Origin of the sequence: Kitasatospora sp. NPDC057512 (assembly GCF_042802135.1) — a bacterium.
Lineage (GTDB): Bacteria > Actinomycetota > Actinomycetes > Streptomycetales > Streptomycetaceae > Kitasatospora.
On the sequence record NZ_JBHVET010000194.1, the window covers coordinates 1 to 12,002 of the forward strand.

Annotated in this window: 13 protein-coding genes; 6 read left to right on the forward strand and 7 right to left on the reverse strand. The window is 73.2% G+C overall.

Features of this window, described 5'->3' with window-relative positions; all coding sequences use genetic code 11:
• Positions 1–55 precede the first annotated feature (55 nt).
• From ACFU6K_RS15415 to ACFU6K_RS15425, 3 genes are all read right to left on the reverse strand, one after another.
• On the reverse strand, positions 56–991 hold the full coding sequence (locus tag ACFU6K_RS15415) for a DUF6895 family protein (RefSeq protein WP_380663347.1): 936 nt from the start codon (positions 989–991) through the stop codon (positions 56–58).
• Positions 988–1,695, reverse strand: a complete 708-nt coding sequence (locus ACFU6K_RS15420) for a hypothetical protein (protein ID WP_380663348.1) — start codon at positions 1,693–1,695, stop codon at positions 988–990. The genes ACFU6K_RS15415 and ACFU6K_RS15420 overlap by 4 nt, the downstream gene beginning before the upstream one ends.
• Positions 1,696–1,759: 64 nt before the next feature.
• On the reverse strand, positions 1,760–1,963 hold the full coding sequence (locus ACFU6K_RS15425; RefSeq protein WP_316524852.1) for a hypothetical protein: 204 nt from the start codon (positions 1,961–1,963) through the stop codon (positions 1,760–1,762).
• A 155-nt stretch (positions 1,964–2,118) separates the two neighbouring features.
• Between ACFU6K_RS15425 and ACFU6K_RS15430 the strand changes: the two genes are divergently transcribed.
• Positions 2,119–2,892: an SDR family oxidoreductase gene (locus ACFU6K_RS15430; protein WP_074004271.1), complete on the forward strand. Its 774-nt coding sequence runs from the start codon at positions 2,119–2,121 to the stop codon at positions 2,890–2,892.
• A gap of 190 nt (positions 2,893–3,082) precedes the next feature.
• On the forward strand, positions 3,083–4,921 hold the full coding sequence (locus ACFU6K_RS15435) for an ABC transporter ATP-binding protein (protein ID WP_380663350.1): 1,839 nt from the start codon (positions 3,083–3,085) through the stop codon (positions 4,919–4,921).
• A 114-nt stretch (positions 4,922–5,035) separates the two neighbouring features.
• On the opposite strand, the gene ACFU6K_RS15440 is transcribed toward ACFU6K_RS15435, so the two are convergent.
• Positions 5,036–5,704 carry a lysophospholipid acyltransferase family protein gene (locus tag ACFU6K_RS15440; RefSeq protein WP_380663353.1) on the reverse strand — a complete coding sequence of 223 codons (669 nt, stop codon included), beginning with the start codon at positions 5,702–5,704 and terminating at the stop codon, positions 5,036–5,038.
• 176 nt (positions 5,705–5,880) lie between these two features.
• Between ACFU6K_RS15440 and ACFU6K_RS15445 the strand changes: the two genes are divergently transcribed.
• A complete protein-coding gene (locus ACFU6K_RS15445; RefSeq protein WP_359898577.1) occupies positions 5,881–6,093 on the forward strand; it encodes an EF-hand domain-containing protein in 213 nt (70 codons plus the stop codon).
• A gap of 51 nt (positions 6,094–6,144) precedes the next feature.
• Here the strand turns inward: ACFU6K_RS15445 and ACFU6K_RS15450 are convergent, their stop codons facing one another.
• Entirely contained in the window at positions 6,145–8,352 is a 2,208-nt protein-coding gene (locus tag ACFU6K_RS15450; protein WP_380663354.1) for a CDP-glycerol glycerophosphotransferase family protein, read from the reverse strand.
• An 860-nt stretch (positions 8,353–9,212) separates the two neighbouring features.
• Between ACFU6K_RS15450 and ACFU6K_RS15455 the strand changes: the two genes are divergently transcribed.
• Together ACFU6K_RS15455 and ACFU6K_RS15460 are read left to right on the forward strand one after the other, a co-directional pair.
• Entirely contained in the window at positions 9,213–9,479 is a 267-nt protein-coding gene (locus ACFU6K_RS15455; protein WP_350526204.1) for a hypothetical protein, read from the forward strand.
• Between the two features lie 237 nt (positions 9,480–9,716).
• Positions 9,717–10,178, forward strand: a complete 462-nt coding sequence (locus ACFU6K_RS15460) for a YjbQ family protein (protein WP_049650624.1) — start codon at positions 9,717–9,719, stop codon at positions 10,176–10,178.
• A gap of 64 nt (positions 10,179–10,242) precedes the next feature.
• Here the strand turns inward: ACFU6K_RS15460 and ACFU6K_RS15465 are convergent, their stop codons facing one another.
• Positions 10,243–10,797 (reverse strand): DUF1990 family protein, encoded by a 555-nt coding sequence (locus ACFU6K_RS15465; RefSeq protein WP_380663356.1) that lies wholly within the window; start codon positions 10,795–10,797, stop codon positions 10,243–10,245.
• Positions 10,798–11,060: 263 nt separating this feature from the next.
• Between ACFU6K_RS15465 and ACFU6K_RS15470 the strand changes: the two genes are divergently transcribed.
• Positions 11,061–11,279 carry a hypothetical protein gene (locus ACFU6K_RS15470; RefSeq protein WP_380663357.1) on the forward strand — a complete coding sequence of 73 codons (219 nt, stop codon included), beginning with the start codon at positions 11,061–11,063 and terminating at the stop codon, positions 11,277–11,279.
• A 61-nt stretch (positions 11,280–11,340) separates the two neighbouring features.
• Here ACFU6K_RS15470 and ACFU6K_RS15475 read toward each other — a convergent pair.
• A partial coding sequence (locus ACFU6K_RS15475) for an SbcC/MukB-like Walker B domain-containing protein (protein ID WP_380663359.1) occupies positions 11,341–12,002 on the reverse strand: 662 nt, incomplete at its 5' end.

Genomic DNA, 12,002 nt, shown 5'->3' on the forward strand with positions numbered 1-12,002 from the left:
GTGGCGTAGGGCTCGGCCGCCCGCACCACCGCCGTGACCGCGGCGTCCAACCCGTTCAAGGGGCCACCGGCGTGCCGCCGAGCGCCCGGGAGAGCGTGACGGTGGAGGCCACCACCCCGACCACCGCGGTGTGGCAGTGCTGGCGGAAGTCCTCCTCCGGGTCCTCGTTGTCGGGTGCGGAGCCCTCGCACTTGATCATCCCGTCCGCCTGCTGGGCCGCGGCCAGCGCCTCCCAGCCGGTCCGGCCGGTGACCGGTTCGCCGATGCAGGAGTCCACGATGAGCAGTTCGCCCGCGAGGTCCCACTGCTCGATCTCCAGCCAGATGTCGAGCCAGACCGGCAGCCAGTCGCGCAGGTAGTCGCGCATCGGCTCGGGCAGGCACTCGGGCCGGGCGCCCCAGTCGGTGAGGTGGAAGACGGTGTGGGTGACCTGGTAGGCGATCACCCAGGCGACGGTCCACGGCTCGGGGAGGGCGCCGAGCCAGGTGTTCCGGGCCAGCCGGGGCCAGTCCGGCTGCGGTTCGAGGCCCGAGATCCGCCGGGCGTTGGCGAGGGCGAGGTGGCGGCTGCCCTGGATCTCGACGGCGTGTACGGCGCGGAGCCGTCCGATCGAGGTGAGCAACTCCTCCATGGCGGAGTGGCGGTAGCCGGACCGGGCGAAGTGGCCGTACGTCTCCAGCGGGTCGACGAGGGTGACGTGCCGCAGCTGTCGTTCGAGCAGCAGGTCGCCCTCTCCCAGCTGGGTCCAGGCGGCTTCGAGGAGTTCCCGCGCGAGGCGGGCGTCGTGCGGGCCGGTCACGCCGTCGCGCAGGACCAGGGAGGAGGCCAGGGCGGCCTCGCAGAGCGGCTTGTAGACGTCCTCCGGGTCGGCCAGGTCGACGATGGTGCTTTCCTCCAGCCGGCTGTAGCCGCGCTGGTAGCCGGCGTGCAGCCAGGCCAGTGACCGGGAGCCGAGCTCTTGGGCGGTGGCGAGCACCGAGGTGTCGGTCATTTCGGCGCTCCTTCCAACAAGCGCTGGGCGATGGCGAGTTCGAGAACGGAGCGGGACGTCCCGTCGCCGGCCAGCCGGATCCGGTCCAGGACGGGTTCGATCTCCAGTCGGAGCGGCCGGCCGTCGGCCCGGGCCCAGGAGAGCCACCGGGCGAGCCGTACGGCGGTGGTGGGGTCGCGCCGGAGCATGCTGCGGACGGCGCCGCGGGCGAGGTGCAGGGTGTGCGCGCGGGCGGCGTCGTGCACCGGTCCGTCCAGCGTCGGCAGTGCCAGCGAGGACAGTTGGGCCATCCGCCTCGACCACGCCTGCCAGCCGACGGCCTCCGGGTCGGACAGCGGTGCGGGCGCCGGCACGGCCGACCCGTACGGTGTGCGGGCGAGCAGTCCTCCGGCCGCCCAGTCCTGCCACCCGATCACCAGCGCGGCCTCCGCGGAGGAGGGGGCGGGTGCGGGGAAGGCCGTTCGCGCCTCGGCCAGCAGCGCGGCGGTGGTGTCGTCGGGCTGCGCGCCGGTGAGCAGTTGCGGTGCGAAGAGGTCCGCGCCGAGCACCCGGACTGCGGCCAGCAGCGGGCGGGGCACCACGGTGTCGGGGTCCGCGAGTGCGGCCGTGCCCTCGCCGTCCCGGAGGACGGCGAGGGTCCGGTCCGCCACCCGCTCGACCGCCGCGGCGTACTCGTCACGGAGGGGGGTCTCGGCGGTTGGCATGGTGATCTGGTCCCCCTTCAGGAGGGTTGGTCACGGGCGCGAGGCCCGACAGGGGGGAGCGGCCCTACCGGGTCGGCTTCTCCTTGGGGCCCTTCGGCGAGAGGAGCAGCAGGGCGGCGAGCAGCACCGCGCCGGCGGCCTCGGGCAGGTACGTGGGCGCGTCGGACACGACGGCCTCGTCCTCCACCATCAGGCTCGCGAGTGTCTCGGCTTCGAGCGTCGCGCTGCGTGACGTCGTTGCCGTTTCGGTCCGGAACTGAGTAAGCATCAGAAGTGCCTCCTCAACTGGATTTCACCGCCCGGTCGGACGATGCCCCCGTTCGACGGTACGAGCACCTCCCGGGGCCCGCATCCGCAGTCCGCTGAGCTGGGACATTGGCCTCGGTGTGGGGCCGGATGCGGCGAGTCGGTACCGTCTGGGGCATGACCACAGCCTTGATCACCGGCGCGACCGCCGGCATCGGAGCCGCCTTCGCGCGCCGGCTCGCCCGCAGCGGCTACCAGCTCGTCCTGGTGGCCCGGGACACCGAGCGCCTGGAGCGCGCCGCCGCCGACCTGCACGGCAGGTACGGCATCGAGACGGAGGTGCTGACCGCCGACCTCGCGACCGACGAGGGCATCGGCGCCGTCGAGGCCCGACTCGCCGACCCCGCTCGCCCGGTGGACCTCCTGGTGAACAACGCGGGCTTCGGCAACAAGGGCGCCTTCGGGACCGTCCCGCTCCAGGACGAGCTGGCCATGCTGAAGGTGCACATCGAGGCGATCCTGCGGCTGACCACCGCCGCCCTGCCCGGAATGCGGGAGCGCGGCCGCGGTGCGATCGTCAATGTGGCCTCGGTGGCGGCCTTCCTGCCGCGCGGCACGTACGGCGCGAGCAAGGCCTGGGTGGTCAGCTTCACCCAGGGCGTGCTGCGCGACCTCGGCGGTACGGGCGTGCGGATGATGGCGCTCTGCCCGGGCTTCACCCGGACCGAATTCCACCAGCGGGCCGGCATGGGCACCGGCAACATCCCGTCCTGGTCCTGGCTGTCCGCCGAGCGGGTGGTGGACGAGGCGATGCGCGACCTGGCGCGCGGCCGGGCCGTGTCCGTGCCGGGCAAGCGGTACAAGGTCGCCGTGGCCATCGCCCGGATGCTGCCCTCCGGCAAGCTCGGCGGGGTCTCCTCGAAGGCGGCGCGCACCTACCGGACCAACTGAGGCCCGGGGCGGTCGGGGCGGTCGGGCGCTCCGCGGGTCCGTGGGGCCCGTGGAGCCCGTGGAGCCCGTGGAGCCCGTGGAGCCTGCGTGGACGAGGAATAGGGCAACAGTCACTATTAGCTTATCTAACTATGAGCTATCCTCGCTATATTGCCCCGCACCCGACCGCCCCACCCAGGGAGGCCCGTCCTTGAGGCCCACCGCCATCGACTGGACCCCGCCCCAGCGAGCCGAGGGCGAACCCCGCCCACCGGCCGAGTGGCGCCGCATTCTCGCGCTCTTCCGCCCGTACCGGGGCCGCCTGGCCGTCGTCGGGCTGCTGGTCGCCGCCTCGGCCGTGGTCTCGGTCGTCTCGCCCTTCCTGCTCAGGGCCGTCCTGGACACCGCCATCCCGCAGGGCCGCACCGGGCTGCTCAGCCTGCTCGCGCTCGGGATGATCCTGACCGCCGTGGTGAACAGCATCTTCAACGTCCTCCAGACGCTGATCTCCACCACCGTCGGCCAGCGCGTGATGCACGACCTGCGCACCGCCGTCTACGGCCACCTCCAGCGGCAGTCGCTGGCCTTCTTCACCCGCACCCGCACCGGTGAGGTGCAGTCCCGGATCGCCAACGACATCGGCGGCATGCAGTCCACGGTGACCTCCACCGCGACCAGCCTGGTCTCCAACCTGACCGCCGTGGTCGCCTCCGTCGTCGCCATGGTCGCCCTCGACTGGCGACTGACCGTCGTCTCGCTGCTGCTGCTCCCGCTGTTCGTCTGGATCAGCCGCAGGGTCGGGCAGGAGCGCAAGAAGATCACCACCGAGCGGCAGAAGCAGCTGGCCGCGATGAGCTCGGCGGTCCAGGAGTCGCTCTCGGTCAGCGGCATCCTGCTCGGCCGCACGATGGGCCGCTCCGGCTCGCTCGCCCGGGAGTTCACCGGGCAGTCCGACCAGCTCGCCGACCTGGAGGTGCGGGCCAGCATGGCCGGGCGCTGGCGGATGAACACCATCCAGATCGTGATGGCCGCGATGCCCGCGCTGATCTACTGGGCGGCCGGGCTGACCTCCGCCGCCGGTGCGCCGATCGTCTCGGTCGGCACCCTGGTCGCCTTCGTCACCCTCCAGCAGGGCCTCTTCCGGCCCACCGTCAGCCTGCTCTCCACCGGCGTGGACGTGCAGACCTCGCTCGCCCTCTTCCAGCGCATCTTCGAGTACCTCGACCTGCCGGTGGAGATCGACGAGCCGGCCGACCCGGTCACCCTGACCGACATCCGCGGCGAGGTCCGCTTCAAGGACGTCGACTTCCGCTACGACCCGGTGCAGGAGCGCCCCACCCTGGCCGGCGTCGACCTCACCGTCCCGGCCGGGAGCTCGCTGGCCGTGGTCGGCGAGACCGGCTCGGGCAAGACCACCCTCAGCTACCTCGTCCCGCGGCTGTACGACGTCACCGGCGGAAGCGTCACCCTGGACGGCGTGGACGTGCGCGAACTGTCCTTCGACACCCTGGCCCGCGCGGTCGGCGTGGTCTCCCAGGAGACCTACCTCTTCCACGCCTCGGTCGCCGAGAACCTGCGCTTCGCCAAACCCGGCGCCAGCGACGCCGAACTGGTCGAGGCCGCCCGGGCCGCGCAGGTCCACGACACCATCGCCGCCCTCCCGGACGGCTACGACACCCTGGTCGGCGAGCGCGGCTACCGCTTCTCCGGCGGCGAGAAGCAGCGCCTCGCCCTCGCCCGGACGATCCTGCGCAACCCGCCGGTGCTCATCCTCGACGAGGCCACCAGCGCGCTCGACAACCGCACCGAGCACGCCGTCCAGCAGGCCGTGGACACCCTGGCCGCCGGCCGCACCACCATCACCATCGCGCACCGGCTCTCCACCGTCCGCGCCGCCGACCAGATCGCCGTCCTGGACCACGGCGAGGTGGTCGAACTCGGCACCCACGAGGAGCTGGTGGCGCTGGACGGACGGTACGCGGCGCTGCTGCGCCGGGAGGTGCCGGAGGCCGCCGGGCAGCCCGAACCGGCCGCGCTCGGGCATGTGTGACGGGGCGGGCGCCGGGCCCGGGTCCGTGGTGCGCCGAGGAGCCGGTCGCCGCGCCCGGGTCCGTGTCGAGCCGACGGGGCGGCCGCCGGGCCCGAGCCCGGGACGGGCCGGCGGTCAGGCCGCCTTCGGGACCTCGTTGTAGCTCTCCGCGACCTCCTGGCCGGAGAGCCGCTGGATGGCCGCCATCACCTCGTCGGTCACCTGCCGACGGGCCTTCAGCGAACGGGCCTGCCCGTGCAGCTCGTCGAAGTGCAGCGGCTCGCCGAAGCGGACCGTCACCTTCTTCAGCCGCGGCACCCGCTTGCCCACCGGCAGGATCTGCTCCGGGCCCTCCAGTGCCACCGGCACCACCGGCACGCCCGCGGTCAGCGCGAGCCAGGCGACGCCCGTCTTGCCCCGGTAGAGCCGGCCGTCCAGGGAACGGGTGCCCTCGGGGTAGATGCCGAAGGCCTTGCCGTCCTCCAGGATCTTCAGCGCGGACTCCAGCGAGGCCTGAGCGGAACGGTAGGTGCCGCGCTCGACCGGCACGGCGCCGATGGCCTCGAAGAAGCCCTTGGAGAGCCGGCCCTTGAGCCCGGTGCCGGTGAAGTACTCGGCCTTGGCGAGGAAGTGGACCCGGCGCGGGGCGGTCAGCGGGATCACCACGCTGTCGATGAAGGACAGGTGGTTGCTGGCCAGGATCACCCCGCCCTTGCGCGGCACGTTCCCGATTCCCTCGATGACCGGCCGCCAGATCCCCCGCGAGACCGGTTTCAGCACCAACTTGGTGGCGAGGTCGAGCACGATTCCCTCCCTGGACGAACGACCGCCCGGGAGGAGCCCGGGCCTGCAATCAGATCCGCAGACTACGACACCGACCCCCGCGCACGTCCACTCCCGGCGACCGTGGCGAACGCCACGGCCGGGTAGGGTACGGCCGTCCGAACCGAGCAGCACCCCGCAGTACCCAGGAGGGCACCATGGAGACCACCGAGGCGATCAAGGCCTTTTTCGACCGCTTCGACAAGGACGGCGACGGCAGGATCACCCCGGCCGAGTACGCTCTGGCCGCCAACGAGATGGGCGACCACGACGTCACCATCTCGATGGCCGAGGCGCTGATCCACAGCATGGACACCAACCACGACGGCGTCCTGACCTTCGAGGAGTTCCTGGCCGCCCGCCGGCGCTGAGCCCGTGCCGACGGGGCCGGTCGCCGTACCGGCGGCGCCGGCCCCGTCCGGCTACCGCTCCTGCTCCACCGGGAACACCCGGCGCACCACCCGCTCCGCGGCCCCGCCGTCGTCCCAGACGCAGAACTTCGCCCGGAAGTCGGCCCGCGCCGCCGGCTCGGGGTCGCCCGCCAGCAGCGCCCGCGCCAGCCCGTCCGCGTCCACCGTGACCGCGCCCGGCGGCTCCGCGAACAGGTCGAAGTAGACGCCGCGTTCCCGCTGGTACTCCTCCCAGTCCGGGGCGAAGATCACCACCGGCCGGTCCAGCACCGCGTAGTCGAACATCATCGACGAGTAGTCCGTCACCAGCACGTCCGCCGCGAGGTAGAGGTCCTCGACGGTGGGGTGCGCCGAGACGTCCACGATCCGCGCCGACTCCGCACCGGCCCCCGTCAGGTCGCCCGGGCCGTCCGCGTGGAAGTAGTGGGTGCGCACCAGCAGCGTGAAGTCCGGGCCCAGTCGCCGGGCCAGCTCCGCCACGTCCAGCAGCGGCACGTAGCCGCCCTTGCTGCCGCGGTGGGTCGGCGCGTACAGCACCGCCCGGGTGTCCGGCCGCAGCCCGAGCCGCTCGCGCATCGCCCGGACCTCCTCCGAAGTGGCGTTCGCCAGACGGTCGTTGCGCGGGTAGCCGGTGTCCAGCATCTCGTACCGGCCGGGGAAGGCGCGGGCGAAGTGCACGCTGGTGTGCGGGTTGGGGGAGACCAGGAAGTCCCAGCGGTCGACGGCCTCCTGGAGCAGGTCGAAGTCCATCCCCTCGGCCGCGGCCGGATGGTCGCGCAGGTCCATGCCCATCGCCTTGAGCGGGGTGCCGTGCTGGGTCTGGACGTGCACCGTGCCCGCCCGCTTCGTCATGGTGCGGGGGAAGTTGACGTTGTTGACGAAGTACTTGGCGGTCGCCATCGCCTTGAGGTAGGCGGGGGTGTTGACGATCACGTACGGCACCCCGGGCGGCAGTGTGGCGGCCTGGGCGCGGTTCTCCACCACCCACACGCCCCGGACCCCTGGGGAGAGTTCCTTCGCCTTCTCGTAGATCGCCGCCGGGCTGCACGCGTAACCCCGGTGCCAGTACGCGGCGTAGACCGCGAGGTGCTGGTCCAGCGGCAGTCGGCGGAACGCGTTGTACGCGGTGAACCGGGCGCCGCTGCGCATCCCCTTCTTCACCGCGGGCGCCACCGCCCGTGCCCCGCGCTTGAGTTCGCGCGGCAGCCGGCCGGTGCGGCGCAGCTCGGCGTACGCGATCCGGGCGCCGCGGGCGGCCAGCCGGTACTGCACGCCGCGCACCCCGCCGGGGAAGCGGTAGCCGGCCGGGCGGTGGCGGTCGAAGTGCCGGGCGATCCGCTGGAAGAAGTCCTTGCGCAGGTCGGTGGGGACCAGCCCGGGGGTGTCGTAGACGTTCAGGGCCTGGCGGACGGTCCGGTCGAAGACCAGGGTGCGCAGCGAGTCCGGGACGGGCCGGCCGGGGCGGTCCGGGCGGTCCAGGAACGCGAAGATCGCGTCGTACTGGGCGAACACGTCGGCGTGCTTGGGGGAGGCGGTGGCGGTGATCGCGCCGTCCCGGCCACGCCGGTAGAAGTAGCAGGGGCGGTCGAGGTAGCGCAGTCGCTCGGCGGCCAGCAGCGCCGGGTAGGTGACCGAGATGTCCTCGTAGTAGCCGCGGCCGAAGGAGACGCCGAGGCCGTCCAGGAACGCGCGGCGGAACAGCTTGTTCCACACCGACATCACGGTCTGGAACAGCGCCGGGTGCTCGGCCAGGGTGCAGCCCTCGACCAGCGGGGAGTCGGCCAGTACGTGGCGCCAGGGGTTGGGCTCCGTCCCGCCGTCCGGGTAGACGTGGGTGAAGCCGGTGAGCAGCACGTCGGCGGGGGTCTCCCGGCGGCGCTCCCGCGCCAGCTCGTCCAGCAGCGTGCCGACCGTCCCCTCGGGCACCCAGTCGTCGCTGTCCACGAACCAGACGTACTCGCCGCGGGCCTGCGGCAGGGCGGCGGTGCGGGCGCCGCCGAGGCCCTGGTTCTCGGTGAGGTGCAGCACCCGCAGTCGGCTGTCGCGGGCCGCGTAGGCGTCCAGGATCGCGCCGGAGCCGTCGGGGGAGAGGTCGTCGACCGCGATCACCTCGAAGCGGGTCTCGGCGGCGGGGACGTCGCCGAGGATCGAGTCGAGGCAGCGCGGGAGGTACCGCTCCACGCCGTGGACCGGGAGCACGATGCTGAGGAGGAGGGACACGCTGGCCGAGTGTACCGATCCACCGGGCGCGACCTGCGCGGACGTCCGGTACGGGCCTTCCGGGGCCTCGGGGCCCTTGGGGGGCCTGGGCGGCGGTGTCGGAGGCGGGGCGCTCCGTGGAGGTCGTCCGTGGCGGACCCGGAACCGCCGGTGCCGGGCCCCTCGCGGGGCGGCACCGGCAGTCAGGTGGCGATCCGGCCGACCCTCGACGGCCGACCGCCGGTCCGGGCACCGCGCGAGCCTGGCCACCGCAGCGTCGAGGCGGCCGGGCAGTGGCTCGCGGGAGCCGGAGTTCTTCATCACTCGAACACACGCTTGGGTGCGGTGCGGGCACTGGCGTGTGCATCCGATATTGCTTGGAGGTTCGGCGGGAGTCAATCCCTCGGATGTGTTCACTTCCTGAAGTCGAGCGGTCACGGTGTCATCGGCGTCCGCGCTCGCACGGGTCGTGCCTGGGCAGGCCGTGCCCGGTGGGCGGGTCGGTGATCGCTTTGTCGATCTGGCGGCTGTCCCCTTAATACGGAGACGCGGGCGGGGGAGTGGGCAGGGAGTGGGCGGTGCCGGTGGTGCCGGCGGTGCGTGGGCGGGGTGCCGCCGGGGTCCTGCCGGGGTGCTGCCGTGCGCCGGGCGCGCGTCGTGCGCACGGTTGCCGCACTCGCGCCCGCCTGCCCTGGTGACGGATGGCCGGTCGTGCACCATCATTGATGCCTAGTCGTGACCGGCCGGGCGGCCCCTGGTGCTTCGTCAGTTGACGCCGCACGATACGGTGGCACAACACCAAGGACGGTTGCGCGAAGGCCGTCCTTCACGGATAGTCTTCGCCTCACGGCCCTGGCGCCTCGTAGGGGTGGGAAAAACTGATGGAACACATGCAAGTGCGGACTCGGCCCCGCGTGCCGGCGATCCAGTGCGGTGTCGGCACGACCGGCCGCCGGATCGAGCGACACCTGGCCGTGCTCGGCGCGCCCGCACTCCCGGCGGTGGACACCGCCGAGGCGCTCGGGTTGATAAGGGAACTCACGCCGCGCGGCGCCGAGGCCCCGACGACCCGTCGTCGCCACACCAGGATCTCGCTGCTGACGCCGCTGCGTCGGCTGCGGCGGAGCCTTTTCGGCGGGCGCGGCTAGTCCGGCCGGTGCGGCACGGGTCCCTCCCCGCCGCCCGGTCGGAACCGACCCGGTGGACCGTCCGGTCCGCCGGGTCTTCAGTGTGTCCGGACGGTGTCCGGGCGCTGCCCGGGGGTGCGCCCCGGCCGCCCGGGGTGATGTGGTCTGAACCTTTCAGCCTATGCGAGTTTGCCCGCCCGGCACGGCGAGACGGCGAGGGAGTACGCCCGGCCCGCTGACCTGGGACAGGATGGCGCCATGGCGGACAACAACCACTCCACCCAGACCGGCTCGTTCCCGACCACCACCTTCCAGAGCAGCACCTTCGAGATCACCACCGGCTCCCGCGAGGTCGCGCTCGACATCACCGACCGCTGCGTCGAGTTCCTCGACGAACGGGCCACCGGGCGCGACGGCCTGCTCAACATCTTCGTCCCGCACGCCACCGCGGGGATCGCGGTACTGGAGACCGGTTCGGGCAGCGACGACGACTTCCTCGCCACCCTGCGCGACCTGCTCCCGGCCGACGACCGCTGGCGCCACCGGCACGGCAGCCCGGGCCACGGCCGGGACCACGTGGTGCCCGGACTGGTCGCCCCGCACGCCACCCTGCCGGTGCTCGGCGGTCAACTGGCGCTCGGCGTCTGGCAGTCGGTGGTCCTGGTCGACACCAACGGGGACAACCCGCGCCGGACCGTCCGGCTGTCCTTCCTCGGCTGACGCGCGGAAGCGGCTGGTGGGGGCGGCGGGCGGTCCGGTGGGCGGCCTCGGAGGACCCAGCGGCTCAGCGGACGTGCGCGGCCACCGCGGCGAGGTAGCGCTCGATCGCCAGGTGCTGGCAGAGCAGGGCCACCGGCCGGCCGAGCCTGGCGTACCAGGCGGACAGTCGGGAGAACGCGGTGACCTCGAACCACACGTCGCCGCCGGCGTCCATCGACACCAGGAACGCCTCCTCGCCGCACTCCGGGTGCCCGGGGAGGGTGCCGTACCCGAAGCCGATCCGGTCCGGCTCGTCCACTGTCCACACCACCCGGCAGGGGATCACCAGCCGGGGCCACCGGCTCCCCGGCAGGTTCAGTCGCAGCAGTACCGTCCCGCCCTCCCGGGCCGGGCCGGCCGGGTACACCGCGAAGCCGGTGCCCAACTGGCTGCCCCAGCCGAGCACGTAGCGCCCGGCCCGCTCCAGGACCTCCGACCCGTGCCCGAGGTGGACCCGCCGCCGCAGGTGCGCGTAGCCGTCCGGGAGCCGCCCGCCCCCGCCCCGGGTGGCGCCCACCTCGGGGTACGACGGGGTGGTGGCACGGGCGGCGAGCAGGCGTCGGTGCAGGTCGGTGGGCATGCCGGCCACGGTAGCCGCCGGGTGGGAGGGGGCTGTCGGCGGGGCGGGGGCGGACCTCTGGCGGGCTTCGGCGGACAGGTTCCAGCGAACAGGTTTCAGCTAACGAACTTCAGCGAACAGAGTTCAGACGACAGCTTTCAGCGAACGTTTTCTGAAATCTGTTCGCCGTTGGCGAGGCGGGGCGGAGGGAGACAGGGGCGGGCGGCGGCCCGGCCGCCCGCGGAGTGTTGCGGCAGGGCGGCGGCGCGGAGTAGGAAGTCGGTATGAGCGACACCGGTACGAACCAGGAAGCGGGCGCCTGCGAACTCGCGCCCGACGGCGGAGCGGAGGCGGCGCTGCGGCACGACCCGCGGGCGGCCGGGCCGCGCGCCGACTGCGTCCTGTGCGGCGAACCGACCGAACTGCCCGCCGACCAGCCGGGCAGCACCCTCTGCCCGGTGTGCGCCTGGCAGCAGGCGCAGCGGATCGCCTGCTCGGGCTGAACCTCCCGGGCCAGGACCCCCTGGCCAGGATCAGTCGGACCCAGGGTCCGAGGGGCAGGCCCTACGCGTCCTCCCGCCCGGCCAGCGCCAGGGTCGAGCCGTGCCGCCCCTTGCGGACCAGCAACTGGGCGGGGATGCGGCTGCGCAGGTCGGCGACGTGGCTGACGATGCCGACCGCGCGGTCCCGCTCGCGCAGTCCGTCCAGGACGTCCATGACCTCCTCCAGGGCGTGCTCGTCGAGGGTGCCGAAGCCCTCGTCGATGAAGAGGGTGTCCAGCGGCATGCCGCCCGCCTCGTCGGTGACCACGTCGGCCAGGCCCAGGGCGAGGGAGAGCGAGGCGAAGAAGCTCTCGCCGCCGGAAAGGGTCGCGGTGTCCCGCTCGGTGCCCGTCCAGGCGTCGACCACCCGCAGGGCCAGGCCCGAGCGCTTGGTCCCGGTGCCCCGGTCGTCGCTGTGCACCAGGGTGTAGCGCCCGCCGGACATCCGGACCAGCCGGTCGCTGGCCGCCGCCGCGACCTGCTCCAGCCGGGCCGCCAGGACGTACGACTCCAGGCGCATCCGGAGCCGGTTGTCGGCCGAGGTGCCGGCCGTGAGCGCGGCGAGCCGGTTGATCCGCCCGTACCGCTCCAGTGCCGGGGCCAGTTCGGCGGCGAGCCCGGTCAGCTGCCGCCCGATCGAGGCCAGCTCCCCGCAGCGCTCGCGGGCCGCCGCGTGGGCGGCGT